The 26,094-nt window shown below is 67.3% G+C and carries 28 protein-coding genes; 7 read left to right on the top strand and 21 right to left on the bottom strand.

The window, feature by feature from the left end:
• Nucleotides 1–107 precede the first annotated feature (107 nt).
• Nucleotides 108–617, top strand: coding sequence for a hypothetical protein (locus tag ACN9MV_RS26330; RefSeq protein WP_426393206.1), 510 nt, complete (start codon nucleotides 108–110; stop codon nucleotides 615–617).
• A gap of 125 nt (nucleotides 618–742) precedes the next feature.
• Complete coding sequence (locus tag ACN9MV_RS26325; protein ID WP_426390170.1) at nucleotides 743–970, top strand: hypothetical protein; 228 nt, start codon at nucleotides 743–745, stop codon at nucleotides 968–970.
• A 54-nt stretch (nucleotides 971–1,024) separates the two neighbouring features.
• Here the strand turns inward: ACN9MV_RS26325 and ACN9MV_RS26320 are convergent, their stop codons facing one another.
• Together ACN9MV_RS26320 and ACN9MV_RS26315 are read right to left on the bottom strand one after the other, a co-directional pair.
• Complete coding sequence (locus tag ACN9MV_RS26320; protein WP_093057381.1) at nucleotides 1,025–1,513, bottom strand: pilin; 489 nt, start codon at nucleotides 1,511–1,513, stop codon at nucleotides 1,025–1,027.
• 225 nt (nucleotides 1,514–1,738) lie between these two features.
• Nucleotides 1,739–3,958 (bottom strand): ATP-binding protein, encoded by a 2,220-nt coding sequence (locus ACN9MV_RS26315; RefSeq protein ID WP_426390168.1) that lies wholly within the window; start codon nucleotides 3,956–3,958, stop codon nucleotides 1,739–1,741.
• A gap of 222 nt (nucleotides 3,959–4,180) precedes the next feature.
• Between ACN9MV_RS26315 and ACN9MV_RS26310 the strand changes: the two genes are divergently transcribed.
• Both ACN9MV_RS26310 and ACN9MV_RS26305 read left to right on the top strand, forming a co-directional pair.
• Nucleotides 4,181–4,987, top strand: a complete 807-nt coding sequence (locus ACN9MV_RS26310) for a response regulator (protein ID WP_426390167.1) — start codon at nucleotides 4,181–4,183, stop codon at nucleotides 4,985–4,987.
• A gap of 20 nt (nucleotides 4,988–5,007) precedes the next feature.
• Nucleotides 5,008–5,307, top strand: a complete 300-nt coding sequence (locus tag ACN9MV_RS26305) for a hypothetical protein (RefSeq protein WP_426390166.1) — start codon at nucleotides 5,008–5,010, stop codon at nucleotides 5,305–5,307.
• Here the strand turns inward: ACN9MV_RS26305 and ACN9MV_RS26300 are convergent.
• From ACN9MV_RS26300 to ACN9MV_RS26240, 13 genes are all read right to left on the bottom strand, one after another.
• Nucleotides 5,252–5,848, bottom strand: coding sequence for a response regulator (locus ACN9MV_RS26300; RefSeq protein WP_426390165.1), 597 nt, complete (start codon nucleotides 5,846–5,848; stop codon nucleotides 5,252–5,254). The genes ACN9MV_RS26305 and ACN9MV_RS26300 overlap by 56 nt on opposite strands.
• Nucleotides 5,849–5,890: 42 nt before the next feature.
• Nucleotides 5,891–6,289: a hypothetical protein gene (locus ACN9MV_RS26295; RefSeq protein WP_426390163.1), complete on the bottom strand. Its 399-nt coding sequence runs from the start codon at nucleotides 6,287–6,289 to the stop codon at nucleotides 5,891–5,893.
• 139 nt (nucleotides 6,290–6,428) lie between these two features.
• Nucleotides 6,429–8,564, bottom strand: coding sequence for a TonB-dependent siderophore receptor (locus ACN9MV_RS26290; protein WP_426393205.1), 2,136 nt, complete (start codon nucleotides 8,562–8,564; stop codon nucleotides 6,429–6,431).
• Nucleotides 8,565–8,712: 148 nt separating this feature from the next.
• Nucleotides 8,713–8,985 carry a hypothetical protein gene (locus ACN9MV_RS26285; RefSeq protein ID WP_093057387.1) on the bottom strand — a complete coding sequence of 91 codons (273 nt, stop codon included), beginning with the start codon at nucleotides 8,983–8,985 and terminating at the stop codon, nucleotides 8,713–8,715.
• Between the two features lie 77 nt (nucleotides 8,986–9,062).
• Nucleotides 9,063–9,854, bottom strand: coding sequence for a fumarylacetoacetate hydrolase family protein (locus ACN9MV_RS26280; protein WP_426390161.1), 792 nt, complete (start codon nucleotides 9,852–9,854; stop codon nucleotides 9,063–9,065).
• Between the two features lie 165 nt (nucleotides 9,855–10,019).
• Nucleotides 10,020–11,396, bottom strand: coding sequence for an amidase (locus ACN9MV_RS26275; protein ID WP_426390160.1), 1,377 nt, complete (start codon nucleotides 11,394–11,396; stop codon nucleotides 10,020–10,022).
• A 21-nt stretch (nucleotides 11,397–11,417) separates the two neighbouring features.
• Nucleotides 11,418–12,170: an SDR family NAD(P)-dependent oxidoreductase gene (locus ACN9MV_RS26270; RefSeq protein WP_426390158.1), complete on the bottom strand. Its 753-nt coding sequence runs from the start codon at nucleotides 12,168–12,170 to the stop codon at nucleotides 11,418–11,420.
• Between the two features lie 13 nt (nucleotides 12,171–12,183).
• Nucleotides 12,184–12,933 carry an SDR family NAD(P)-dependent oxidoreductase gene (locus ACN9MV_RS26265; RefSeq protein WP_426390157.1) on the bottom strand — a complete coding sequence of 250 codons (750 nt, stop codon included), beginning with the start codon at nucleotides 12,931–12,933 and terminating at the stop codon, nucleotides 12,184–12,186.
• Nucleotides 12,930–13,754 (bottom strand): polysaccharide deacetylase family protein, encoded by an 825-nt coding sequence (locus ACN9MV_RS26260; RefSeq protein ID WP_093057392.1) that lies wholly within the window; start codon nucleotides 13,752–13,754, stop codon nucleotides 12,930–12,932. Before ACN9MV_RS26260 ends, ACN9MV_RS26265 begins: the two co-directional genes overlap by 4 nt.
• A gap of 39 nt (nucleotides 13,755–13,793) precedes the next feature.
• Complete coding sequence (locus tag ACN9MV_RS26255; RefSeq protein WP_093057393.1) at nucleotides 13,794–14,585, bottom strand: ABC transporter permease; 792 nt, start codon at nucleotides 14,583–14,585, stop codon at nucleotides 13,794–13,796.
• A complete protein-coding gene (locus ACN9MV_RS26250; RefSeq protein ID WP_093057394.1) occupies nucleotides 14,582–15,433 on the bottom strand; it encodes an ABC transporter permease in 852 nt (283 codons plus the stop codon). Before ACN9MV_RS26250 ends, ACN9MV_RS26255 begins: the two co-directional genes overlap by 4 nt.
• Nucleotides 15,430–16,518, bottom strand: a complete 1,089-nt coding sequence (locus tag ACN9MV_RS26245) for an ABC transporter ATP-binding protein (RefSeq protein WP_426390155.1) — start codon at nucleotides 16,516–16,518, stop codon at nucleotides 15,430–15,432. Before ACN9MV_RS26245 ends, ACN9MV_RS26250 begins: the two co-directional genes overlap by 4 nt.
• A gap of 28 nt (nucleotides 16,519–16,546) precedes the next feature.
• On the bottom strand, nucleotides 16,547–17,572 hold the full coding sequence (locus tag ACN9MV_RS26240; RefSeq protein ID WP_093179234.1) for an ABC transporter substrate-binding protein: 1,026 nt from the start codon (nucleotides 17,570–17,572) through the stop codon (nucleotides 16,547–16,549).
• 171 nt (nucleotides 17,573–17,743) lie between these two features.
• On the opposite strand from ACN9MV_RS26240, the gene ACN9MV_RS26235 reads away from it, so the two are divergent.
• Nucleotides 17,744–18,406: a MarR family winged helix-turn-helix transcriptional regulator gene (locus ACN9MV_RS26235; protein ID WP_426390153.1), complete on the top strand. Its 663-nt coding sequence runs from the start codon at nucleotides 17,744–17,746 to the stop codon at nucleotides 18,404–18,406.
• A gap of 7 nt (nucleotides 18,407–18,413) precedes the next feature.
• Here ACN9MV_RS26235 and ACN9MV_RS26230 read toward each other — a convergent pair whose 3' ends face one another.
• Complete coding sequence (locus tag ACN9MV_RS26230; protein ID WP_426390151.1) at nucleotides 18,414–19,640, bottom strand: ABA4-like family protein; 1,227 nt, start codon at nucleotides 19,638–19,640, stop codon at nucleotides 18,414–18,416.
• A gap of 133 nt (nucleotides 19,641–19,773) precedes the next feature.
• Here ACN9MV_RS26230 and ACN9MV_RS26225 point away from each other — a divergent pair, with 133 nt between their 5' ends.
• The gene (locus tag ACN9MV_RS26225) at nucleotides 19,774–20,400 is read left to right on the top strand and encodes a TetR/AcrR family transcriptional regulator (protein ID WP_426390150.1); all 627 of its coding nucleotides are present in this window, start codon (nucleotides 19,774–19,776) and stop codon (nucleotides 20,398–20,400) included.
• A 3-nt stretch (nucleotides 20,401–20,403) separates the two neighbouring features.
• Here ACN9MV_RS26225 and ACN9MV_RS26220 read toward each other — a convergent pair whose 3' ends face one another.
• Nucleotides 20,404–20,847 carry an Lrp/AsnC family transcriptional regulator gene (locus ACN9MV_RS26220; RefSeq protein ID WP_426390149.1) on the bottom strand — a complete coding sequence of 148 codons (444 nt, stop codon included), beginning with the start codon at nucleotides 20,845–20,847 and terminating at the stop codon, nucleotides 20,404–20,406.
• Between the two features lie 136 nt (nucleotides 20,848–20,983).
• On the opposite strand from ACN9MV_RS26220, the gene ACN9MV_RS26215 reads away from it, so the two are divergent.
• Nucleotides 20,984–21,886, top strand: coding sequence for a DMT family transporter (locus ACN9MV_RS26215; protein WP_426390147.1), 903 nt, complete (start codon nucleotides 20,984–20,986; stop codon nucleotides 21,884–21,886).
• A 69-nt stretch (nucleotides 21,887–21,955) separates the two neighbouring features.
• Here the strand turns inward: ACN9MV_RS26215 and ACN9MV_RS26210 are convergent, their stop codons facing one another.
• The 4 genes from ACN9MV_RS26210 to yccS form a co-directional block, all read right to left on the bottom strand.
• On the bottom strand, nucleotides 21,956–22,498 hold the full coding sequence (locus ACN9MV_RS26210) for an Rrf2 family transcriptional regulator (RefSeq protein ID WP_093057401.1): 543 nt from the start codon (nucleotides 22,496–22,498) through the stop codon (nucleotides 21,956–21,958).
• Nucleotides 22,499–22,528: 30 nt separating this feature from the next.
• Nucleotides 22,529–23,227: a Bax inhibitor-1/YccA family protein gene (locus tag ACN9MV_RS26205; RefSeq protein WP_093057402.1), complete on the bottom strand. Its 699-nt coding sequence runs from the start codon at nucleotides 23,225–23,227 to the stop codon at nucleotides 22,529–22,531.
• Between the two features lie 175 nt (nucleotides 23,228–23,402).
• Nucleotides 23,403–23,768 (bottom strand): hypothetical protein, encoded by a 366-nt coding sequence (locus ACN9MV_RS26200; RefSeq protein ID WP_426390144.1) that lies wholly within the window; start codon nucleotides 23,766–23,768, stop codon nucleotides 23,403–23,405.
• A 79-nt stretch (nucleotides 23,769–23,847) separates the two neighbouring features.
• The gene (gene yccS / locus ACN9MV_RS26195; protein WP_426390143.1) at nucleotides 23,848–26,076 is read right to left on the bottom strand and encodes a YccS family putative transporter; all 2,229 of its coding nucleotides are present in this window, start codon (nucleotides 26,074–26,076) and stop codon (nucleotides 23,848–23,850) included.
• Nucleotides 26,077–26,094 lie beyond the last annotated feature (18 nt).

Here is a 26,094-nt window from a genome sequence, read left to right as displayed (position 1 = left end):
AGGCCACCACCACCCCCTGGCAGTGCATTCCGGAAATGACGGTACGGCAGCGGTTGCCTCGCAGCAGCCGACGCCGGAAGGCGACTGAGAGCGAGACGTTGCCGCATGTGCACGACGGCCTCGAGCCCGAGGGCGGCCCGGAGCTGAGGTCGGACGCCATCAGCCTCGAGGCCGCCATCGCGATGACCGGCATCAGCAAGCGCACGCTGTGGCGTCGCGTGTCCGACGGCACCATCGCCAAGCACAAGGAAGACGCACGGGGACGGGCGATGCTCGCCTTCGCGCAAATCGTTAGTCTGATCAAGCTCGAGCTGTCTGACGAAGACCTGCACATGATCGTGAAGGCCGACAGCGGCGATGCGAACTCGCAGGCCGATGTCGGCGGGATGTTCTTCGTCGCGGGCCACTTCGATGCGGCGGTCTACTGGTTCGACCTGGCGGCTGCGCAAGGCAATGCCGACGCAATGCAGTGGCTAGGCAACTGCCATGCATCGGGCCTGGGCGTACCGAAGGACGACAGCCTCGCCATCATGTGGATTGCCAAGGCCGCGTCGTTGGGGCATCCGGTGGCTTGCCAGCAGATTCAGGGCATGAGGGCGGGATGCAGCGAGCCGTAGGCGTGCGGTTGGCTGCATGGATTGTTTGCCCTGCACTCGTGCTCACAGCACTGGCAGCTTGCGGAGGCTCACGTAGGCCTGGTGATGAGCCGGCCGATTTCGGTGCGGATGTCGCGGTGCGCAGCATGATCGTCGCGCAGCAGAAATGCAATGCGGCGGGAGTGCCGGATCTCTACGAGTGTGCTGAAGCGCCGCCTTCGTCAACAGGTGAGCGACTGGCGGCTCGCGCGGCGCTCGATATGTATCAGCTCTTTCAGCGAGGCTGTCTCGATACCACGGATGCGGGGCAGTGCGAGGCGCTGGTGGAGGCCGCATACCGCAAGGCCAGCGCGCAACAGATCTCGTCGCCCTGACGCAGACGCAAAAAAGCCGCCAGAAGGCGGCTTGCGTTAAGCGATGCGGCTGAATCAGGTGCCGTTAGGGCAGCCCGCCGGTGCGTACTTCGAGTCAGCCGTAGTCTTGCAGCTCCAGCTGCCTTCGGCGGTACGAGTCCAGGTGATCGTGAAGGGGGTCGTTTTCAGGATTGCAGCCGCTTGGCCGGCGAAGCTGCCTGCAATGGTGCCGGTGGTAGTCAGAGCGACAGTATTTGTGGTGGATGTGCCGAGTGACGTGCCAGCCGTCGAAACCAGGGGCGAGGTCAAGCTCAAGATGCCGGAGCTGGTGGCGCCAAGGTCGCAGGCAGCCACAGCAGTCATTCCATTGTTCAGGCAATCTTCATACGCCGTCTTCAGGGCGCCGGTTTCCCCCATGGCGCGGGCTACTTGTGATTTCGCGACGTAGGTCTGGTACTGCGGAATCGCAATAGCAGCCAGAATGCCGATGATCGCCACGACGATCATCAACTCAATGAGGGTGAAACCCTTTTGCACGTTGCGTGCGAAGGAACGATGGTTCATTGTGAAACTCCTGCTGTTGAGAAAAGTGCGCCCGGAAAAACTCACCGGGACGAGCTTCTTTCTGCAGTCCGCATGCCACCCGTCCTGCGGTGGTTCATGCGTGTTTCGACAGGTGTTTCAGGAGGTAAAGGCGCGGACCCGTTCGTGCCGCTTCGTTATGACGCGCGGCGGCGCGTGCCATGGCATCTGAAGGGTGGTGTCATCGCGCGTATGCGCCGGCGTTGCTCAGTGCGCCGCAGACGCCAGCCGTTGCGCCTCGAGCGCCAGCGGCACGCGAACCTGCGCAACAAGCCCGTGTGAGCCTGACTTCAGCACCACGTCACCGCCATGCGCGCGCGCGATGGAGCGGCATACCGCCAGACCAAGGCCGCTGCCCGCAGCACGCGAGGACCGCGCCTGCGCAGTGCGATAGAACGGCTTGAACACCTGCTCGATTTCGTTTGCGGGCAGCCCCGGCCCACGATCGCCTATCTCGACCACGGCGTCATGCCCATCGGTGAACAGCCGCACGCGTGCCAGGTGCCCGTACTTGACGGCGTTCTCGATCAGGTTGTCGAGCACGCGGCGCATGCCGATGGGGTCAACCTCCACCTGCGCGCTCTCGACGCGTCGCAGCTGCACGTTCTTGCCGATGAAGATGGCCTGCTCGACCACGTCCTCGACAAGGCTCGCGAGGTCCATGCGCTCTCGCGCGCTCACCACCGAGGCATCGCGGATGAAGCTGAGCACGGAGCCGATCATCAGCTCCATCTCCTGGACGTCTTCGAGCATGCCGGCGCGCACGTCGTCGGGCACGTCCTCGATGCGAAAGCGCAGCCGCGTGAGGGGCGTGCGCAGGTCGTGGCTGATGGCGCCGATCATCACCGTGCGGTCGTCGACGAAGCTGCGCAGCCGCGCCTGCATGCGGTTGAAGGCCTGTGCTGCGCGGCCGATCTCGGCGGGGCCCTCCAGTGCCAGCACCGGCGCCGCAGGGTCGCGCCCCAGCTGGTCGGCCGCGCGCGCGAAGCCGGCAATCGGCCGCACCAGCCGGCGCGAGAACAGCCAGCCCGCGGGGGCGACGATTGCCGCGGCGATCAGGAACCACAGCAGCACGCGGCGCTGCCATGCGTTCGGAAAAGACTCGGGCACCGGCTGCACGACCACCCAACTGCCTTCGGGCGTGTAGACCGCGGCGATGAAGTCGCCTTCGACGAACGGCGCGGGCGCGAGCCCGAAGAGGCCGCGTGCGGCGGGGCGTTCGTTGTCGGTGGTCGCAATGGGCGTCGTGATCGTCGTGTCGGTGTCTCTGGACGCACGGGGCGGTTCGGCGGGGGTGACGACGCGTGGCGGTGCAGCCGCAGTCGCCGGTGGCGTGCTGGCCGAAGACGGGCGCGTAGCGGGCTCGGCGCGCGGCGACTGCGCGATAGGGGGCGCAACTGGTGCTTCAGCCCTGGCAGGGGCTTCGCGGCGCGGGGGGCTTTCGATGACCGGCGGCAAGGCTCGCATGGAGGGGCCCGACTGAATGGAAGGGGCTCCGGGCTGGCCTTGGGCGGGGCCCGATGGCGGCGCCGTGGGCGAGAGGCCTGGTGGAGGGGCGGCACCGGGCGCGCCCGGCGCGGTCGTTGAGCCTGGTGCAGTCGCCGAGCCCGGCGTGGTCGCCGTGTTCGGTGCCGCCGATCCGGGCGATGGCGGTGTGCCGACAGGGCCTGCGCCGCTACCAGGGGGCGCCGCTACCGTGCTGCCTGGAGGGTTTCCGGCCGCGGGCGTGGGGGCGGATGTACCGACTGGTGCATCCGGGGCAGTGGCCGGCGCGTTGCCCGGCGCGGAATTCGTTGTCGTGCCGCCAGGCGGCGGCGGCGGAGTGCCTGTGGTGTTCCCTCTCGGGCCCCTGTCAGTGCCGAAGCCGCCGCCCGAGGGACCCATCCCACCCGGAAACGCCATGCCTCCAGGCCCACCGGGTCCTCCCGGTCCGCCACCGCCGCCCCCCGGCCCACCCCTCGCCTGGACCCGCAGAAAGCCGGCTCCGGCGAAGGTATCGGCGATGCGGCGCGGCACCGGCTGCGCTGCGTCATGCCCGTTCTCCGTCGCCGCGACAGGCCCCGTGGCGCCCGCGAACGGCAGCGGCGTGAAGAAGTACAGCCGCACCTCGGCTTCGTCGCGCGTCAGCAGCTGCGCGAGGTCGCGCCGCGAGCGTTCGGATGTCAGCCAGCCTTGTCCCTTGGGTTGGGGCGCATTCGCCTGCAGCGTGCGCTGCAGCAGGTTCGCGTTGCGGCCTTCGGCGCTCCGGCCAGACAGCACGCGCGCGATGTCGCCCATCTCCCATTGGCGCTGTGGTTGCGGCGGGAGAAGCACGGTGAGCGCCAGTGTCACGACTTGCGCCACCACCAGCCCGCCCAGCAGCAGGCCCATGATTTGCCACGCGAGCGGCGGGCCCGACCAGCGGCGCGCGGTACCTTGGGAGTTCATGGGTTGATGCTGGCACGGACGGGAAGCGATGTCACGCCACCGTGGCTCGATCTTTGCGTTCCCATCTTTTTTCTCCCAGCTGTCAGCGCGAATGCGCGAGGCCAGGGCATGCGCAAACGTTCGAGCGCACGAGTCTGTGAAGCGGATGTTGCAGCCGGATTTCAGCGCATTGCAAATTATTTCAAGGCTCGCGGGGCTTCGGGCGGAGGCCGCGCCCGGCCTATGATCCGCTACCCGATCCGCCGTAACGTGAACCTGTCTACCCGAATCCTCATCGTCGACGACGACGCCGGCATCCGCAGCCTGGTGGCGTCTTTCCTGGAGAAGCACGGCTTCCATGTCGATGCGGCAGGCCATCCCGCGGAGATGCGCGAGCGGCTCGCGCAGGCCGACTACGCGCTGATCGTGCTCGACGTGATGATGCCCGGCGAAGACGGCCTGAGCGCGCTGCGCGAGCTGCAGCGCATCGGCGGGCCGCCCGTCATCATGCTGTCGGCCGTGGGCACGGACATCGACCGCATCGTGGGCCTGGAGATCGGCGCGGAAGACTACCTGGCCAAGCCTTGCAATCCGCGCGAACTGCTGGCGCGCATCCGCACCGTGCTGCGCCGCACTGCGCATGCGGCCGCTGTCGGATTGCCGGCGCAACAATCCGTGCCGCCGCCTTCTGGCACGCCTGCGGCGCAAGAAGCGCAGCAGCCGGAGGTGCTGTACTTCGCAGGCTGGCGCATGGACCTCGAAACCCGGCTGCTGCATGACCCGCAAGACCGCCCGGTGGACCTCTCCGACGGCGAGTTCCGCCTGCTGCGCGCGTTGGTGCAGCACCCGCGGCGGGTGCTGACGCGCGACCAGCTGGTGCAGTACGCGCTCGGCACCGAGAGCGATTCGTACGACCGCGCCATCGACGTGCAGATCAGCCGTCTGCGACGCAAGCTGGCCTCCGGCGAGACGCGCGCCGACCTGATCCGCACCGTGCGCAACGAGGGCTACATGTTCGTGCCCGCCGTAACGCGCACCCGCGAAGCCTGAACCGCGATCACCGTAACACGGTGAAATTCGCAGGCAATGCGAAGACCTCAATCTCGGGGCTTCGCATTCATCACCTCTACCGACTCATGACTTCGTTCGACTGGCTGTGGGACTGGCGCACCCTGATCGCGCTGGCCGTGTGCGACGTCGCGTTGCTGGCGATGTTCCTGGCCTGGGATGCCCGGCGGCTGGCGTTCCTCCTTGCCCGGCGTTGCATCGTCGAGCACGAGCTGCCGCGCGAGAGGAAGCGCCTTCGTGTCGGTGTCAGCCTGGAAGACCGGGGCGTGTTCCCTCGGGAATCGCCGGAGTCAGGGATCTGAGCTCGAGCTTGCGGAAGGTACTTTCCGCACGGAAGTCGACGGCGTGGGTCGACGGCTCCGCCAGCGTCTCGGCGAACATGGCCACCACGTGGCGCGCCACGCGCGGGTCCAGCACTGCGCCGCCGTTCGCCAGGGCGCGCAACGCGTAGGCGATCTCGGCGTCTTCCGCCTCGCTCAGCAGGTAGCCCGTCGCCCCGGAGGCGAATGCGGACAGGGCCAGCTCACGATCGTCCGTGTCCGACAGGGCAATGATCCGGGCGCGTGGTTGTACTGCACGCACGTCGGCGATCAGCGATGCGCCGTCGCCGATCGGATAGAGCTGCATGTCGACGAACACCAGGTCGAAGGACAGCGTGTCCAGCATCGCATCGGCCTCTTCGCGCGTGGGCACTAGCACCACGCACCGTCCCGGCGCGAGGACCCCCAGGACGCTATTCAGGCGGCTCGCCACGGCGGGATCGCTTTCCACTACAAGCGCACTGAAGAAAGGCTGTGGCCGGAACACCCGCGAGGCGCCACCGGGCAGCTTGGTATCGAACACGGATGTGCTTTCTTCTGAAGTGGGCTGTCGCAAGTGGGCGTGTTAGAGCATCGTCTTCGGATGCTCGAGGCGGCCGGGCTCCTGCTTGCGCTTGCAACTGCCGCTGGTGGCTGTGCCCGTGCCGGCCGATGTGATCGGCGCGAGTGTCGATTGGCTGTAGTTGCCCGAAGCGCCGGCTTCACGCGCTGCGCAGCCGGTGTCGCTTGCGGCCACGAGGACGCCGAACGCCAGCGCGCCGAAGGCCAGCAGGCCCGTGAGAAGCGACAGCCAGAAGGACTTCTTCAGCCGCGGCGCAGCGACGAGGGCGGGCTGTGTTCTGCTCCAGCGTGCTTGCATGGTGAGTTCCGGGAAGTGGCGATCCGCATGCGCCAACGCCGGCAGGCCGGTGAAGCGCAGCGCGTGCGATGCGCCGTGCGGGTTGCGATGCGGGATGGTGTTCATGACCCGTATCGTGAACTTCAAAGGGGGAGAAAAATTGGATGACGGCTCCCCCGACGGCCATCGGCCGCTGCAGAAATTCAAAAGCCGGCGCGCCGTCGAAGACGGCGGCCGGCCAAGGAAGCAGAGACTGCGAGAAGGCCTAGAAGTCGAGCTTGGCGCTCAGGCTGAAGGTGCGCGGGTCGCCGGGCTTGATGTAGTTGTCGTACTGGTATTCCCAGTACTTCCGGTTCGCCACGTTGTTGATGGCCGCGCGGAAGGTCGTGTTGCGCCCGCCGATGCGCGTCGTGTAGCTCGCGCCGATGTTGGCGATGGTGTAGCCGGGCACGGTCAGCTGGTTCGCCGCGTTCAGCATGGTGTTGCCCGTGTACTTCATGTCGGCCGACAGCTTGAGGCCCGGCACCTGAGCCACTGCGTACGACACCTGCGCCGTTGCCACCAGCTTCGGCGCACCCGCCACGCGGTTACCGACGTAGCTGCTGCCGCGCTCGTAGGAGCTGTCGAGCAGCATCAGGTTGCCGCCGATCTGCCACTGCGAGCCCAGCCGCGTGGAAGCGCCGAGCTCCAGGCCCTGGTAGATCGACTGGCCGTCCTGCACCAGCACGTTGGAGCTGTTGGCGTATTCGGCGCCGCGCTCGATGCGGAACAGCGCGGCCGTGGCGCTCCAGCGTTCACGCTCGGTCTTTACGCCCAGTTCGTACTGGCGGCTCTTCAGCGGGTTGAGCAGCGCGCCGTCGTTGGCGTAGAGGTTGCTCACCGTGCTGCCGGGCTCCAGCGATTCGACATAGCTGGTGTACAGCGTGGTGTCGGGCGCGGGCTTGTACATCAGCGCCAGCGTGGGCGTGATCACGCCGCTCTTGCGGTAGGTGGAGTTCTGCAGGCCGGTGGTGTCGTAGCCGACCTGTTCGTAGGTGGTGCTGCGCAGGCCGGCCAGCACCGACCACTTCTCGGACAGCTTCATCGTGTCGCTCGCGAATATTGCGCGCTGCGTGATGTCGCTGTTGCGGTAGGGCGTGAGGTTCGTCACGCTGTTGTAGCTGTTGGTGTTCTGACCGAAGATGCTGCCGGTGCCCACCAGTTGGTAGACGGCGTTGCTGCTGTAGTAGTTGACCTGCTTCTGCCACGACGCGCCCAGCGTCACCTGGTGCTCGAAGTCGCCGGTGCGCAGCTTGCCCGTGGCCATGGCCTGCCACTGGTTGAAGCGGTGGCCTTCTTCGCTGTCGGAGCGGTAGTCGTCGTAGCTGCCGCTGGCGTCCTGCAGGTAGGAGATTCCTTCGTTGCGGCTTCGCGTGGCGCTGCTGTGGCTGTAGCTGGTGCTGAGCGTCCAGTCGGGCGACAGCTGGTATTGCAGACCGGTCGAATAGAGCCTGAAGTCGGTGGCCAGGTGCTGGCCAGGGCCCACCAGGCTTGCGTTGTTGGCGCTGATCGTGGACGGCAGGCTCGTGCCCGTGTAGCTGCCCAGGTAGATCGATGGCGTCTGGCCGGTGGAGGTGCGCTTCTGGTAGAGCGAGTCGAAGGTCCAGGTGAGCTTGTCGGTAAGCTTCGCGTCGAGCCCGAGCGACACCGAGTCGCGGCGGATGTTGCCGTCGTTGTAGGTCTTGCCTTCCTCGTGCGTGGCGTTGAGCCGGTAGCCGAAGCGGTCGTCGGTGCCGAAGCGCCCGCCCAGGTCGACGTGCTCGCTCCAGATGCCGGCGGTCTTGTAGCCGACCTCGATGCTGCGCACCGGCGTTTCGGTCGGCTTCTTCGTCACGTAGTTGACGATGCCGCCCGGCGAGCCGAAGCCGTACATGAAGCCCGACGAACCCTTGAGCAGCTCGATCTGCTCGAAGTGCTCGTAGGGCATGGTGATGGCGTAGCTCAGGAAGGGCTGGCCATTGATGCGGTAAGCGTTCTGCCAGTCCAGCGGCAGGCCGCGCACCGTGATGTAGCTGGCCCAACTGCTGTAGGCGCCGCTGTTGTCGGACACCGACGCGTCGAGCGCGAACACGTCGCCCAGCTTCGACACCTGGCGCTCGGCCATGTCCTCGCTGGTCACGACGGTGGTGGAGAAGGGCGTTTCAAGCTGCGAGCGCGCACCGAGCGCGCCGCTGCTCACCTTGGCGCCGAGGTGCTGCTGCGAGTCGTCCTGCGATTCGGCCGTGACAGTCACGGTCGGCAGCGAGGAGGTTTCTTTGTTTTGCGCCTCCTGTGCATGCGCGCGGCCGATCTGGGCGGCCGCCCACAGCACCAGCAGCGTGGCGCGCGCGGGCGGGCCGAATGCGCTGCGCCTGAATGAGATCGGGGAGGGGACCGTGACGGTGCCGGCGGTGTTCTGGCGTCCAGGATTCAACGTTGACTCACTTCGCAAATAAGAATGCTTCTCATTTTAAAGTTGAATCTCGGAGAAATCTTGGAGGCTACCCGCCGCCGGGTGCTGCTTGCCCTCGTCAGTGCCCGTTGCCAGGCGCCGGCGCCAGCCCGCGCTGCTTCAGGAAGTCATAGAGGCTGACCGCGAGCACCTGTGCAATGGGTATCGGCAGCGTCACGCGCAGCACGGCGGCCCGATGGACTGGGCACCGGTCGGAGCTGTGGTCGACGCGGCTGGCATCGAAGGTGATGTGCACACAGCCCGCGTTGACCCAGTATCCCGAGACTTCGTCCGCGAACACCTGCGGGGCGTGCAGATCGTCGATGTAGGTGGCTTGCGGAGGCTGGGACATGGTGGCTCTGGAGATGCAGGAGCCCCGATGATCGGCACCAATCTGGTAGGAAAAATGGTGCGTCGGCCTCCGCGCCCTCAGACGATCCGCACCGACAGCTCCGGCAGCCGGTCGATGTGGATCTCGATCAGGTCGCCGCGCACCACGGGCCCGACGTTCTCCGGCGTGCCCGAGTAGATGATGTCGCCCGGCTTCAGCTCGAAGGCCTGCGACAGCCGGCTGATCTGCTCGGCCACCGACCAGATCATGTGCTTGAGCGTGGCGCTCTGCTTCGTCTGCCCGTTCACCTTGAGCCAGATCGCGCCGTCGGTGAAGTGCCCGACCTTCGCCACCGGGTGGATCGGTCCGATGGGCGCCGAATGGTCGAAGCTCTTGCCGATTTCCCATGGCTTCTTCTGGTCGCCCATCTCGCGCTGCAGGTCGCGGCGCGTCATGTCGAGACCGAGCGAATAGCCGTACACGTAGTCGAGCGCCGAGCTCGCCGGGATGTTTCGCCCGCCCTTGGCCAGCGCTACCACCAGTTCAACCTCGTAGTGGTAGTTCTTCGTAAGTGTGGGATAGGGATGGTCGGCCACCACGCCGGGCGTCACGACCTGGATCGCATCGGCCGGCTTCTGGAAGAAGAAGGGCGGCTCGCGGCTCGGGTCCGAGCCCATCTCGCGCGCATGGGCCTCGTAGTTGCGGCCGATGCAGTAGATGCGGCGCACCGGATAGACCTGCTCGCTGCCCACGATCGGGATGGTCGATGCGGCGACATCGAAAGGCGTTGCCTGCGTGCGGCTGGCGCCTGCGGGCAATGCACAGCCGGCAATGGCGCCCGTGGTCATGGCGGCGGAACCGGCCAGCAGGCCGCGACGGGAAGTGATCATGAGGGTCTCCTTGTTCTATGAAGAAATGCGCGTGCCGTACCCCGCACGGCCGGTTCATTCTGGGACGGCGAACTGCTGCCCAACCGTACGCATCTACGCAAAAACAGGACAGAACCCACCCGGCGCCCGCCAGGCCTCGTGCGCGAGGCGGAAGAGAAGAAAACTTCAGCCGAGCGCGCGCTCCACCAGCCGTGCAATGGCCAGCAGGTGGTCGTCGTCGTACCAGCGGCCCGCCAGCTGCAGCCCGATGGGCAGGCCGATCGCGCTCTTGCCGCAGGGCATCGAGAGCGCGGGATGGCCCGTCAGGTTCATCGGGTAGGTGTACGGATACCAAGCGCCGCGGATGGTGCCGGCGGGCCGACCGCCGATCTCCACCTCGCCGCTCACGTCCATGTCGATGGGCAGCGGTGGCGCCGAGACGGTGGGCGACACCAGCACGTCGAAGCGTTTGAAGAGCGTCTGCAATTCAGTGAAACAGCGGGTCTTGGCGAAGGTGGCGTCGTGCAGGTCCACCGCGCTGTGGCGGCGGCCCTTTTGCACGGCGTCGATCAGCGTGGCGTCCAGCCGGTCGCCGAAGCGCTCGAGGTTGGCGCTCACGCGTGCGGCCAGCATCGACTGCAGCACCACGAGGAAGTGGCGTTCGAGCGCCACGAAGTTCAGCTGCACGGTTTCGACGACGGCACCTTCGCGTTCCATCGCCTGCACGGCGGCCGTCGTCACGGCCTCGACTTCGGGGTCGATCGGGTTGCCCGCCGTGGGCAACCACGCCACGCGCAGGCCGCGCAGCGACATGGGCATCGCAGGCTGCGGCACCGGCCCGCCCAACCCATAGGGATCGCGCGCGTCGAAGCCCTTGATGACATCGAACAGCAACTGCGTGTCGGCCACGTCGCGCGCCATCGGACCGGTGAAGGAATTGGCCGAGAACAGGTCGGGCGCCTGCAGGTTCGGCACCACGCCCAGCGTGGCCTTGAGCCCGACGATGCCGCAGCACGAAGCCGGAATGCGGATGGAACCACCGCCATCGGTGCCGAGCGCGAGCGAGCCGAGGCCCGCCGCCACCGCCACCGCCGCTCCGCTGCTCGACGCACCGGGCGTGTAGCGCGCGTCGATCGGGTTCAGCGTGCGGCCGAAGATCGGTGCGGTCGCCACCTGCTTGTGGCCGAACTCGGGCGTGGTCGTCTTGCCGATGAGGATGGCGCCAGCGGCCTTGGCGCGCGCCACGGCCACGGCGTCTTCCTTCGGCACGAAGTCTTCGTAGATTGCCGAGCCCATGGTGGTGCGCACGCCGGCCGTGAGCGTCAGGTCCTTCACCGAATACGGAACGCCGTGCAACGGACCGAGCGTCTCGCCGGCCATCACGGCGGCTTCGGCGCGGCGCGCGGCTTCGAGCGCCTGCTCGCCCGTCACGGTGATGAAGGCATTGAGCTCGCGGCGCGCCTCGATGCGCGAGAGCGCGTGGCGCACCGCCTCCACGGGCGAGGCTTCCTTGGTGCGGATCAGTGCGGCAAGTTCGCGTGCGCTGTGGTCCATCAGGTCCATGGTCGTGTCCTTGAAAAGAGGTCAGAGCATCCAGCGGCCGCCGTCGATCAGCAGCGTCTGGCCGGTGATGAAGCGCGCTTCGTCGCTCGCGAGGAAACGCACCGTGGCGGCCACGTCCTCGGGCGAGCCGACGAAGCCGGCGGGCGTGTCGGCCACGATCTTCGCGAGCACCTCGGGGCGCAGCCTGTCGTGCGCGCGCGTGCGAATTGCGCCGGGGCACACCGCATTCACGGTCACGCCATGCGGCGCGAGCTCCCGCGCCAGCGAGCGCGTGAAGCCCACCACGCCCATCTTGGCGGCGGCGTAGTCGGCCAGGCCCACGTCGCCGGCAAAGGCTGCGTCGGTGCTCATGTTGACGATACGCCCGAAGCCGCGCGCCTTCATGCCAGGCGCGATGCGGCGCGCGGCGCGCATGGTGGTGAGCAGCGACACCTCGATGACGAAGCGCCACACGGCCTCGTCCGATTCGGTGAACAGGCCACCGCGTTCGCGCGCGCTCTGGCCCACGTTGTTGAACAGGATGTCGACCGGGCCCAGTTCCTTTTCAACCCGGTCGAAGAACGCCGCGACGACGGCGGCATCGGTGCAGTCGCCCGTCACGCAAAGGCAGCGCGCGGCGGCTGCGGGCCTGGTCGCGAGTTGCTGCGCGAGCGGGGTGCAGTCGAGGTCCAGCACGGCAACGCGCGCACCCTGGTCCAGAAAGTCGAGCACCGTGGCGGCGCCTATGCCCTGGCCACCTCCGGTGACGACCGCGATGCGATGGTCGAAGCTCATGGCATCTGATCCTTCAGTGGAAGGTGCGCCCGCCGTCGACGGCCAGCGCGGTGCCCGTGATGTAGCTGGCACCCGCGCCGCTCAGGTAGAGCACGGCCTCGGCCACTTCCTCGGGCGCGGCGACACGGCCCAGTGCATAGCGCTGGCGGATCTCGTCGAGCGTGCGTGCCGGGTCGTCGCTGTGCTCGTAGCTGGTGCGAAACAGAGGCGTGTCGATGGCGCCAGGGCACACGGCGTTGACGCGGATGCCGTCCGCCGCCGCTTCAATGGACAGTGCCTTGCCGAACATGATGACGGCCGCCTTGGTGGCGCAGTAGGCGGTGCGATTCGGCAGCGGCCGCAGGCCTGCGCCCGACGCGATGTTGACGATGCTGCCGCCGCCCGCCGCGCGCAGGTGCGGCATGGCGGCGCGGCACATCAGCATCGGCCCCGTGAGGTTGACGGCCAGCGTGCGGGCCCACTCGGCGTCGTCGGTCTGCTCCAGCGGTTTCAGCGAATCGACGCCGGCCGAGTTGACCAGCGCGTCGATGCCGCCGAGCCACTGGGCGGCATGGTTTACCGCAGCCTTCACGGCCGGTGCGTCGGTCACATCGCACACCAGTGGCAGCGCTGCGTCGCCCAATGCCGCGACGCATGCCTGCAGCCGTGGCGCATCAAGGTCGAGCAGTACGACGCGCGCGCCACGTTCCACCGCGAGCCGTGCCACCGCGAAGCCGATACCGCTCGCGCCGCCGCTCACCACGAAACGCAAGGCGGTGGTCATGCCTTGACCGCCGCCTTCAGGCGCGGGCGCATGTCGTCGGAGATGCGGTCGCAGCGGTCGATCCACACACCCGAGTGCGCCAGCGCATGCTCGATGAGCCCTTCGAGTACCTTGAGCCGCGATGGCTGGCCGATGATCTGCGGGTGCATGCCGACCATCATCATCCGATCTTCGGCGTACAGCATGTCGAACTCGCTCGTCCACGCCTCGAGCACGGCAGAGGGCGCCTGCAGCGTGCGGCCCGGCAGGGTGATCGAGTACTGGAAGAAGGGCGCGTCGTCGAGCACCCAGCGAAAGGGCAGTTCCACGATGTCGGTGCGCTGCCCGCCGATTTCCAGCAGGTAGGGTGAGTCGTCATCGAAGAAGTTCGACGAGTAGTCGAAGCCGTACTCCTTGAGCAGGTCGAGCGTGATGCTGCTGAACTCCGCCGCCGGCGAACGCCAGCCGCGTGGGCGGGTACCGGCCAGGCGGGTGAGCGTCTCCATGCCGCGCTCCATCTCCTCGCGTTCTTCCGCGGGGCTCAGGTTGACGATCCAGCGGTGGCTGTAGCTGTGGTGCGCCACCTCGTGGCCCTTGTCGACCACCTCGCGCACCAGGTCCGGGTGCTTGTCGGCCACTTCGCCGGGAATGAAGAAGGTGGCGCTGATGTCGTAGCGCGCCAGCAGCGCGAGGATGCGCGGCATGCCGACCTTCCAGCCGTAGGCGCCCTGCGACATGAGGATGGGGCGCTGCGCGTTGGCGGGGTCGCGGCCGGTCCACATGGTCTCCGCGTCGAGGTCGAAGGTCAGCATGAGCGGGAAGCCTTTGCTCGTGGTCGGCATCAAGAAACTCCTTGGCGAATGAGGTGGAAAGCGGGGTGCTCAGACGTGCTTGTGGAAGCCCGTCCATCGCTCGGCCAGCAGCAGCACGACGCCGGTGGTTACGATCAGAAGGGTGGAGACGGCGGCCACGCTTGGGTCCACGCCCTGCTCGACCGAGGTGAAGATCTTCACGGGCAGCGTCGTTTGGCTCGCGGAGAGCAGGAACACCGACACCGGCACGTTGTCGAGCGAGGTGATGAAGGCGAAGAGGCCGCCAGCGACGAGGCCGGGCTTCACCAGCGGCAACGTGACCAGGCGAAAGCTCGTGAAGCCGTCGGCTCCCAGCACGCGCGCCGCGTCCTCGAGCGACTCGTCGACCGCCGACAGGCTGCCCAGGCTCGCGCGCACCACGTAGGGCACGGTAATGACCACGTGTGCGAGCCACAGGCCCAGCGAGTTGCCGCGCAGGCCGGTCATCGTGTAGTACTGCAGCAGCGCCACGCCGAGCACCACCGAAGGCAGGATCAGCGGCGCCATGAAGAGCGAGGTGAGCGCTCCCGCGCCGGGCACCATGCGGCGGTGAATGGCGTAGGCGGCAATGAGGCCCAGCACCAGCGCGGCGGCGGTCGATGCGGCGGCGAGCCACAGGCTGGTCCAGGCGGCGCTGAGGTACTCGGGGTCGCGCAGCACCACCTCGAACCAGTGGAAGGTCAGGCCCTTGGGCGGGATCGTGAGGTAGGCCGTCTTGCTGAAGGCCGCGAGCATTACCACCAGCACGGGAATCTGCAGGAACACGACCACCGCGATGGCCGTGGCCGCGAGGAACGGCGCCTTCTTGCCTTCGATGCTCATGCGTTGCCTCCCCAGCGCCTGAGCACGCGGCTCGACAGGCCGATGACCACCAGCGTGAGCGCGGTGAGCGCGAAGGACATCGCGGCGCCTGCGGGCCAGTCGAGCGTCTGCAGGAAGTCGTCGTAGATCAGCGTGGCCATCACCTTGTAGGTGGGCCCGCCCAGCATGCGCGGCGTGACCAGTGCGCTGATGGTCAGCACGAACACCAGGATCGAGCCCGACAGGATGCCCGGCGCGCTCATCGGCAGCGTGATCGACCAGAACACGCGCAGCCGGCTTGCGGCCAGTGTGTACGCGGCCGCCTGCACGTCCTTGGAAATCGCCTGGATGGCCGGCACCAGCATCAGCACCATGAACGGCAGGAAGATGTGCGACATGCCGACCAGCAGGCCGAACAGGTTGAACATCATCTTGATCGGCCGCTCGATCAGGCCGATGTCGATGAGCAGGTTGTTCACCAGCCCGCGGTTGGCCAGCAGCGCGATCCAGCCGAACGAGCGCACCACCAGGTTCAGCAGCATCGGGAAGATGACGAGCATGGTGAGCGTGAGGCGCATCTTCGGGCCCGCATTCGCGATGTAGTAGGCCAGTGGGTAGCCCAGCAGCAGGCAGATGGCGGTGACGCCGAAGCCCAGTACCAGTGTGCGCACGACCACCTCGCGGTAGTACTCGTCGGTGAGGATGCTGGTGTAGTTCTCGAGCGTCCAGCCGGCGGCGATGCCGGTGCCGGGCACGTAGGGGTGCAGGCTCAGCGGCACCATCAGCAGCACTGGCGCGACGAATGCCAGCAGCAGGAGCAGCAGCAGCGGCGACGCCAGCAGAGTGCCGGTGATCTTGCGCGGCGTCATGCGGTGGCCTGGCTTGCCGTGGGTGTCACGTACACGTGCTGCGGCTCGACGCTCACCCGAACCGGTGCGTCGACCGCCAGGCCCGCGTGCGGGCCATTGGTGAGCGCCTCGGCGATGAGCTCGGTGCTACCGAAGGCCAGCAGGTATTGCACGCGCGACCCGACGAAGGAGCGCATGGCCACGCGGCCCGAGAGCGTCGGGCCGTTCGACGCCACCGCGTCGGCGAAGCGGATGTCCTCCTGGCGGACCACCACGTCGACCGCCGTGCCCTGTGCCATGCCATCGGCAGCCGTGGCCGCAAGCACCGGGCCATCGTTCAACTGCACTGCAGCCGCGCCTTCGGGCGAGCGCACCACGCGGCCCGCGAGACGGTTGGGGCGGCCGATGAAGCTCGCGACGAAGCCGGTGGCGGGACGGTGGTAGATGGCCTCGGGCGTGTCGAACTGCTGCACCACGCCGTGCGCGAGCACGCACACGCGGTCGGACATCGACATCGCCTCGCCCTGGTCGTGCGTGACGAACAGCGTGGTGATGCCCACTTCGCGCTGCAGGCGCTTGAGCTCGATCTGCATCTCGTCGCGCAGCGAGGCGTCGAGGTTCGACAGCGGCTCGTCGAAAAGAAGGATGCTGGGGCGCGGCGCGATCGAACGCGCCACTGCCACGCGCTGCTGCTGGCCGCCGGAGAGCTGGCGCGGCAGTCGGTCGCCGAGCGCGGAAAGCCGCACGCTGGCCAGCGCCTGGTCGACGCGCTGCTTCAATTCGCTGCCCTGCAGGCCTTGGCGGCGCAGGCCGAACGCGACGTTCTCGAACACGCTCATGTGCGGGAAAAGTGCGTACGACTGGAAGACCAGGCCGATGTTGCGCTTGTTGGTGGGCAGCGCCGTGACGTCGCGGCCATCGACGAGGATGCGCCCACCCGTCGGCTCGATCAGGCCGGCCACCATGCGCAGCACGGTGGTCTTGCCACAGCCCGAAGGGCCGAGCAGTGAGATGAACTCGCCGTCGTGCACCGACAGCGACACGGACTGTGCGGCAATGTGGCCCGGGTAGCGTTTCTCGAGGCGGTCGAGCGCGAGTGCCGGCATGTCGTTCGGTCCTGGAGGTTGCGGCGGCTCAGCGAGCCACTTCGCGCTGCCAGCGCTTGGTCCATTCGGGCAGCGACTTGGCCACGGCCTCGGGGTCGGGCAGCCAGAGGTTGTCGAAAGTCTCCTTGTAGGGAACGATCTTCGCGGCCTTGTCGCTGAGCTTGACCTGCGTGTTGACCGGGCCCGCGTACTTGCGTTCTGCGAAGCAGGTCTGGCCTTCCTTGGACAGCACCTCGTCGATGTACTTGAGCGCGAGCGCAGGCGACTTCGCGCCCTTCGGGATCACCAGCGCAGGCAGGATGCCCACCGCGCCTTCCTTCGGATAGACGATGGCCAGCGGCAGGCCCTTGTCGATGGCCGAACCGGCGCGGTCGGGGTACCACACGGCGGCGGCGATCTCCTGGCGTTCGAAGAGCGACACGATCTGGTCGGCCTGCGTGTAGAGCGTGACCGACGATTTCGCGATCGGCTTGATGGCCGTGAACCCCGCGTCCATGTTCGCGAGCGTGCCGCCCTTCATGCGGTTGAGCGCCATCAGGAACTGCGAGCCCGAGGTGCCGCTGATGTCGCCGATGGCGAGCTTGCCGTCGTACTCGGGCTTTGCAAGGTCGGACCAGGAGGTGGGCGGTGTCTTGATCTGCTTGGTGTCGTAGACGATGACGGTCGCACCGGTCATGAACACGACGTACTGGCCGTCCTTGTCGAGTGCGCGCGGCGACACTTCGGCGGCGTTCGTGAGCTTGCTCTTGTCGATGGTCTCGAGCAGCTTCTCGTTCTTGAGCTGCGCGGCGAGCGAGTTGTCGATGTAGACCACGTCGAAGTCCGACTTGCCGCCGGTCGCGCGGATCGCGGCCGCGAACTGCGAGGAGCTGCCCAGCTTGAGCGCGACCTTGGCTCCGGTCTTCTTCTCGAACGACGCAATGTGGCAGGTCTTGGAGTCGTCTGCGAAGGAGCCGCCGAAGATGCCGACCACCAGCTCCTCGGCCTGTGCAGCGCCTGCGAAAAGAGCGGCCACCAAGCCGGAAACGAGACAGCGCGAGAACATGGTTTTCATGAAGAGCTCCTGTGGGGAAAACCCGGAACGAAGGGCCGGATGGCTGCGTTGGAATTCACTTTATCTTTCATAAAAGATAAATGCAAGGCATTTAAGATAGAGACCAACCCGCGCCATCGCGCCGCACCACAATGGCAGCGCATGGGCATCAACCTGGATGGAAAGCACGTCATGCCGCAAAAAAAAGAAGCGTCGAATCGACGTCCGCCCCAAGGCGATGCAAGGCATCGCGACGATGCCGCTGAGGCCGCTGAGGCCGCCAAGCCCGTTGCACCGGCCGATGAAGCGCCGATGGAAGGCGGCGCCGACCTGGTCGAGCGCGGCATCCAGCAATGGAGGCGCGAGCGGCCTGACATCGACAGCAGCGGCAAGTCCGTGGTCGGCCGGCTGCTGAGGCTCGAAGAGGTGGTACTGCGCACGCTGAACCAGGTGCTGGAGCCCTTCGGCATGAAGTACCAGGAGTACGCGGTGCTCGCTACCTTGCGCGTGGCGGGCGCGCCCTACAGGCTGTCGCCGTCGCGCCTGCAGAGCACGCTTCTCTTCACTTCGGGTGGCTTGTCGAACCTGCTGAAGCGGCTCGAGAAGGAGGGCTGGATCAAGCGCTCGATCGATCCGAACGACGGCCGCGGCGTGCTGGTCAAGCTAACCGCCAAGGGCATTCGCCTGGCCGATGAAGCGATGCCGCGCCACGCGGCCGCCGAATTGCATTTGCTGCGCATGTTCGATGCGCCGCAGCGCGACGTGCTCTCGAGCCTGCTGAGCCAGATGATGACGGGCAATGCGCCCGAGACTGGCCCCGAGCCCGGCCCGGCGCTGCGCACCAAGAGCGACTGACCGAGAGCTATACCGCGGCCTGAACGCCGAGCGCAATCAGCGGCACGCCCGCATAGGCCAGGCTGAACATCCGCAGAATCAGCGCCGCGTAAAGGCCCGTCAGGAGCCAGACTGCCGCACGGCCCCATGGCATGAGCGACACGCTGATGAGCGCGCCCGCCAGCGGCAGCAGTTGCTGTGCGTGCACGCCGAGGAAGTGCGGCACGCGCAGATCGCCGCCGGTGGCTGACCAGCCGAACAGGGGGAGCATTGTGCCGCCTGCAATGGCGCCGATGGTCGATCCCCCGTGCTGGCTGATCGCGATGCCCGCGCCCGCTCCGGCTATGAAGGTCAGCCCCAGCCCCAGCACCACGGCCAGCCTGTAAGGCGCTGCCAGCGCGTCGCCGTGGCGCGCGAACAGCCACGCGAGCGGCAATGCCGTGGCGTTGAGCGACAGCGCACCCACGCCCATCAGGCTGTACATGACGATGTGGAAGGTCGAGTCTTCATTGAAATGCGAGGCCTGCCCGAGGGCACCTTGCAGCGTGATGTAGCCGACCTCGAAGACGCCCGTGGCGATCACTACCGCGACGATGGCACGTTCGATGCGGCTGCCGCGTCGCTCGCGCGGCAGGTCGCCGAGCAGCCATGCAGTGGTCAGCGCGTAGAGGCTGACCGAAGCCATGAACTTCAGCGGCTTGACCCACACGCCTACGCCGTTCAGCGTGCGCGGATCGAGCCAAGCAGCCACGAGGGCAGGCACCATCACTGCGAGCAGCAGGCCGCCGAACCAGGCCAGCTGCGGTTGCCGCCGATGCACTTCGCGCGCCAGCGCCATGCATGCGGGCGCGACCCGCAGCGCCAGGAAGGCCAATAGGCCGACTGGCCCGAACAGGAAGGTGAGAGCGAAGCAAGGAATGAGCAGCACCGGCGCGATGCCCGCGCGCTCTCCCTCGCGTGCGATCCACGTGCCCACGAACAGGTCGAAGGCGAGGTAATGGAACCATCCGGCGGTGAGCAGGCCCGGATGCTGGAACAGCGCATGCACCGCCGACAGCGAGCTGTAGCCGCCACCGGCCGCGGACCAGTACGTCGCCATCAGCCACCAGTACGCCAGCCCGAGGCCGACGGGAATGACGATGCCCGTCGTTGCCCATATCACCGGCTTGGCACGCCCGAGCCACGGGGCTGCGCCGAGCGCGGCCCAGGCAGGAAGGGCGACGGTGCTGCCTGCGCTGAAAAGTGAGTCGAACATGCAAGGCCTTCAGCAAGAAATGGGGCTCGCCAGGATTGGCATGGCGCAATCTTGACAGTGTTTAGATAAAAACGCCAGCAGATTCTTTAAAAGGTAGAGTCGCCCCTTTGAAGACCGAAAGCAGCAACCAGCCATGGCGGCAAAGAAAACAGAGGAAGCCCCCGCGCCCTATCACCACGGCGATCTGCACGCGGCGCTGATCGGGGCTACCGAAGCCCTGCTCGCCGAGCGCGGCATCGAGGGCTTCACCCTGCGCGAAGCGGCGCGGCGCGCCGGCGTATCGGCGGCCGCGCCCATGCATCATTTCGGCAGCGCAGCCGGGTTGTTGACCGAGGTGGCGATCCTGGGCTTCGAGGAGCTTACGCGCTGCCTGCGTGCTGGCACGGAAACGGGTGGCACTGACCCCGCGCGTCGCTTGCGTGGGCAGGGCATGGGCTATGTGCGGTTCGCGCTGGCCTACCCGGCGCGCTTTCAGCTCATGTTCCGCAAGGACCGGTTGACGCAAGACCCGCGGCTGCAAGCGGCCGGCGATGCGGCATTCGCCGAACTGGAGCAGGCAGTGCGCGACTACAACGGCTGGAGCAGCAAGAAGCCGCCGAACCGCGCGATGCAGGCCGCCGCGCTGGGCGCCTGGTCCGTCGTGCACGGCTTTGCGCATCTTGCGCTGGACGAGAAGTTCGGCGAGCAGGCCGGCAGCGCGTGCACGAACGATTTTGTCGAGAGCATGCTGCCGGAAATACTGAAGCAGTTCTGGCCCTGACCTTCACTGAGCCAGAAAGGGCGGCAGCCGCCTGCGGATCGTCTGCGCCTTCACGATGGAGGTGTTGGTCTCGGCCTTGCTCGCGATGCGGTCGAGAATGCCGTCGAGCTGTTCGAGCGATTGCAGGAACAGCCGCGCGACGAAGCAGTCTTCGCCTGTGACCTTGTCGCACTCGCAGAACTCGGGCGTGGCCTCGATCAGCTTCTGCACTGCCTGCAGTTGCCCCGGCAATGGGCGGATGCGCACGATGGCCTGGAACTGGTAGCCCAGCGCCTTCGGGTTCACGTCCAGCGTGTAGCCGCGGATCACGTCGCGCTCTTCAAGTCGTCGCAGCCGTTCCGACACGCTGGGCGACGACAGCCCCACGTGGTGGGCCAGCTCTTTCAGGGACATCCGCGCGTTGCCGGCCAATGCCTGCACGATGGTTTCGTCGATTGCGTCGAGCATGTTGCCGATCTCCGGTGAATGGGCCGCGATGGCTTGTTTTGAAAGGTCATCAGCGGTATTTGCCTTATTCAAAGCATATCCAATCCGCGCCGGACGTGGCACGCTTGCTCCTTCCTTTCTGCCGTTCGAGACAGACATGCAGACACAGCTTCGCGGTGCGCTGGAAATGAGCGTGGCCATGGTGATTTCCGGAACCATCGGATGGTTCGTCGTGCGATCCGGACAGCCGCTGCCCGACCTGCTGTTCTGGCGCTGCGTGTTCGGCGCGGCCACGCTGCTCATCGTGTGCCTCGCTCTGGGCCTGCTGCGGCGCGGCCTGACGTTGCGCAGCTTTGCGCTGGCCGCGTTGGGCGGCGTGGCGCTGGTCGTCAACTGGGTGCTGATCTTCGCTTCCTTCTCGCGCGCGTCGATCTCGATTGCCACGGCGGTCTACAACACGCAGCCCTTCATGCTGGTCGCGCTCGGCGCACTGCTGCTGTCGGAACGGCTGACCGCGATGAAGGCCGTGTGGCTGTGCATCGCGTTCGCCGGCGTGGTGCTGGTGGCGCAGGCCAAGCCTGGTGGCGGGGCCGACGGTTCGGCCTATTTCGTCGGCGTGCTGATGGCACTGGGCGCGGCCTTCTGCTACGCGGTGGCCGCGATCATTGCGAAGAAGCTCGACGGCATCGCCCCGCATCTCATCGCGCTGATCCAGGTCTGCGTGGGCATCGTGATGCTCGCGCCGTTCGCGCATCTGAAGATGCTGCCCAGCGATGCGGCCACGTGGGGCGTGCACCTGGCCATGGGTGTGGTCTACACGGGGCTGGTGTTCGTGCTCCTGTACGGGGCGCTGCAGAAGCTGTCGACGCCCGTGGCCGGCGCGCTGTCGTTCATCTATCCGCTGGTGGCCATCGGCGTCGACTATGTCGCCTTCGGCCAGCGGCTGGGCGCATTGCAGGTGGTGGGCGCCGCGGCCATCCTGATAGCCGCGGCGGGCATGACTTTCGGATGGACCCTGCCCGGCGTGCCGAGGCGCTCGCCCGCCACCGAAGAGCGCTGAGTCAGGACGTCGTCGCGTGCGGCCGCGCCGGGCGACCGCATGGTCCGTGATGGCGTTGACCGGCTGAGGCTAGCTGGCGCTCTGCTGACGCCGTCCCAGTGCGAACACCGAGTTGGGCGCGTCGACCACAAAAGGCTTGCGCGTGGCCGGCTGACCGGTCGGCGTGCGCCGGGTTTCGGTCCGTACTGCGGCTTGCACGCCCTTGGCCTTTTGTTCGTCGACCAGGCTTTGCAGCGAGATCGACTTGAGGAACTCGACCGCCCGCAGGTTCACGGTGGCCCAGAGTTCGTCGATTTCGCAGCGGCCGGTCTCGCCCGGGGCGTCGGCGTCGCGCCGGCGGGTGGATTCGGCATCGTGTTCCTCGATCGAGAGAACGATGTCGGCCACCGAAATCTCCGCCGCCTTGCGGCTGAGCGAATAGCCGCCGCCGGGGCCGCGGGTCGATTCGACCAGGCTGGCGCGCCGCAGCTTGCCGAACAGCAACTCCAGGTACGACAGCGACACGCGCTGACGCAGGCTGATCGAGGCCAGCGTGACGGGGCCCGACCGGCCGTGCAGGGCGATGTCGATCATCGCGGTGACCGCGAAGCGGCCCTTGGTGGTGAGACGCATGGGATGTTCCTTTCCTTCCTTCGTGGGGAATTACTCGTCCCGGCCGCCCGCGATGCCCAGCAGGGCCAGCAGCGACTGGAAGACGTTGTAGATGCTGAGATACACACCCAGCGTGGCGGAGATGTAGTTGGTCTCCAGGCCGTCCTTCACGCGCTTGAGGTCGTGCAGGATGAAGGCCGAGAAGATGCCGATGGCCGCGACCGACAGCGTCATCATCAGTGCGCTCGACTGGATGAAGAAGTTGGCGATGCCAGCCACCAGCAGCAGGATGGCGCCGATGAAGAGCCACTTGCCCATGGCCGACAGGTCGCGCTTGATGACCGACGACAGCGTGGCCATGCCGAAGAAGATCGCGCCGGTGCCGGCGAACGCCGTCATCACCAGGCTGGCTCCGTTGGCCAGGCCGAGCACGGAGCCCACCAGGCGCGAGAGCATCAGGCCCATGAAGAAGGTGAAGGCCAGCAGCACCGGCACGCCGGCGGCCGATTCCTTGGTTTTCTCGATGGCGTACATGAAGCCGAAGGCGCCGCCGAGGAACACCATCAGGCCGATGCCCGGCGACATGGCGCGCGAGAAGCCGGTGGAAACGCCGATCCAGGCGCCCAGAACGGTGGGCACCATCGACAGCGCGAGCAGCCAGTAGGTGTTGCGCAGCACGCGGTTGCGCTCCTGCGGCGAGGCGAGCGGGAGGTCGAAGCCGTCGTGATAGGTGGAGGGACTGTTGTTCATTGTGTTGATTCCTTGAAACTGGACCAGTGCCGGCTGCACGCAATGGCGCGCAAGGGGCACAGGGCCGGAAATGAGAGATGTCGTTGCTGCGATGCGGGTGCCGCCGGATGGCGGGGGCCCGGATCGAAAGGGCGGGAGCCATGGCGGCTCCCGGTCGCGCAAGGCCTTGAGGGGCCTAGGCGACGAAGGACGCGGCGCGGGGTGGCCGCTTGGGTCGCGCTAGGAACGGCGCGACTGAGGTGGTCAGGCCGAGCTTCGGCGGCTGTTCCGTAAAGCGCAGCAGCGCGGGGGCGCCGTTGCGTGCGTCGACCAGTTCGGCGTGCTCGGAGCCGGCTTCGTCGACGGAAAGGGAATCGTCCGACGCCTTGTCGGCATCGCTTGCCGGCGTTGCTGCATCGGAGAAGTCAGCACTGACAACCAGCGCGGACTCCTGTTGTTCGCCGTGCGAATGGCCGCCACCGATCACGCTGTGGGCAAGCACGGCAAAGCCGTAGCAGGACAGCATGATGGACAGGACAGTGGCGACAAACCAGCGGGACATGTAGGGGTAATCTTACCTGCCGCGCTACGAGGTGTTCACGGCGGGTGCTTTCAACCGACCGGATCGCATGGATGTTCGCTCAGGCTGGCGCGGTCGTGGTTTCGCTGCCTTCGGACTGCAGCCATTCGCGTGCATGGGTGCGCAACGCGTCTATCTGCAGCCAGATCAGACCGAGTTCGGTGTGAAAAGTTCGCGCCTGCGGGTCGCTGCCGTCCCCGTTCTCGCCGCTGGCGGCAACGGCCTGCGCCAGTGCGGCGCGCGCGGTTGATTCCGCAACTGCATCGCCCGGCGCCTCGATCACGCCCTTTTCCAGCCCGGCCGCCAGCCCTTCCAGCGCCGCGATCGCACCTTCGGCCGCCGTGCGCAGCACCGCCATCTGCGCCGAGTCTGGCAGCGCCGCACGGTGGGCGCCCAGGGCCGAGAGGTAACTCAGCAGCGTGTGCGACCGGATCAGGAAGCGCAGCGCCACCCCCGCGCGCGGGCGCACGTAGCCCGGCTCGCGGAACATGTCCGACACGGCCGTGGACAGCGCTGCATCCGCGTTGTGGTCGTTGCGCCGCGCCAGCCGGTAGTCGAGGTGGTCGCGCGCGCCGGTGCGGTACTGCCCGACGATCTGCCGCAGGTAGCCGGCATGGCCGCGCATGGCGGCCGCCGCCAGTTCGTTGATGCGCCGCGCCTGCCAGTGCGGCAGCACCAGCAGCACCGCCAGCCCGGCGATCGCGCTGCCGATGGCGGTGTCGACCAGCCGCGGCACCAGCAGCACGCCGCTGTCGCCGACCTGGTTGAAGCACATCAGCACCAGCAGCGTCATCGAGGCTGTGGCCAGCAGGTAGCGCGTGGCGCGGGTCGCGAAGAACAGCACGCCCGCCACCACCGCGATCACCGACTGCACCAGCGGCTGCGGAAACAGCTGCAGCAGCGCCCAACCGGCCACCACGCCGAGCGCGGTGCCGGCAATGCGCTGCCCCATGCGCGAAATGGTGTCGCCATAAGTCTGCTGGCAGACGAACAGCGTGGTCAGCAAGATCCAGTAGCCCTGCGCCGGGTGAATGGCGCGCATCACGCCGTAGCCCGCCACCAGCGCCACCGACAGGCGCAGCGCATGGCGAAACAGCGGCGAGCGCGTGGTGAGCTGCCGCCGCACGCGCTCGACCGCATCGCGCCACGAGCGCGGCGAGCGGTCGAACAGGCCCATCTCCGTACGGCCCGCGCGCGCCGACGGCTGGCTGGCCCCGGCGAGCTGCCCGTCGAGCAGCGCGAGGTTGCGCGCCAGCGCCTCGACGGACGCAAGCAGCGCCAGCCGCCCGGGCGTATCGGCCCGCGCGCGCTCATGCTCGATGGCGCTGCGCAGGTCGGCCAGCGCCTGCACCGTCTCCGTGCCCACCTCGAAGGGCTCGCGCCGAGCGATCGAATCGGCCAGCCGCTGGCAGGCCAGGCCCTGCAGGCCCAGCAGGCGCTGACAGCGGTAGAGCAGGTCGCTATGGAAGAAGGCGTCGGCCAGCGCGTTGTAGTCGTCGTGCGAGGAGCTGGCGCGCTCGTGTACGTCCTGCGCGATCAGGTAGAGCCCGCGGTAGCGCGAGAGGCGCCCGGTCGGCGCGCGCGCGCCGATGCGCAGGAAGATGCTTTCCTTCGCGGCGTTGAGCTCCGCCACCACTTCGGCATTGAGCTGCGCCAGTGCGAGCCGCTTGCGCTCGATGTCGATGCCGCGCAGCGGCTCGAACAGCGAGGCCTTGAAGCGCACGAAATTGCCCAGCACCGCGAACAGCGTCACGAGCCGCGCCTGCACAGGCTGCGCCGGAAAGGCCGCGCACCACAGCACCGAGAACACGCCGTACCACGCAGCGCCCGCCAGCAGCAGCAGCGGTTCGCGCCCGCGATGAGCCACACCGTGCGCGCCCATGTTCTCGATGCCGAGCGTGGCGTACATCGCGAGGATCAGCGTCGCATAGGCAATCGCCTTGTAGCGCGCCCCCACCGCCCCGAGCATCGTGAGGCAGAAGGCCGCGAGCGCAAGCCCGGTGATGAACAGCAGTGGCAGGCCGAACGCCGCCTCGACCGCGAACGCGATGGCCGCGAAGCAGCCCAGCGTGACCACCTGCGCGCGCAGCCGGCCGCGCCAACTGTCGTCGGTCTCGGCGAGCGCGCTGGCGATGGCGCCGAGGAACAGGGGAATCACCGCATCAGGATGGCCGGTCCAGGCGCAGGCCGCCATGAGGCTGCCGAGAGTGAGAAGAATGCGAACGGGTTGCGCGCGGGAAGCGAAAGACCGCAGCCGCTGGCGCAGCGCGTCGGGAGACAGGGGAAGCATGGGCTGATCTTGCACGAT

Origin of the sequence: Variovorax sp. R-27, assembly GCF_049913215.1 — a bacterium.
Classification (GTDB): Bacteria; Pseudomonadota; Gammaproteobacteria; order Burkholderiales; family Burkholderiaceae_C; genus Variovorax.
The sequence above is the reverse complement of the archived record's forward strand: the minus strand, read 5'-3'. Positions and strand labels throughout refer to the sequence as shown.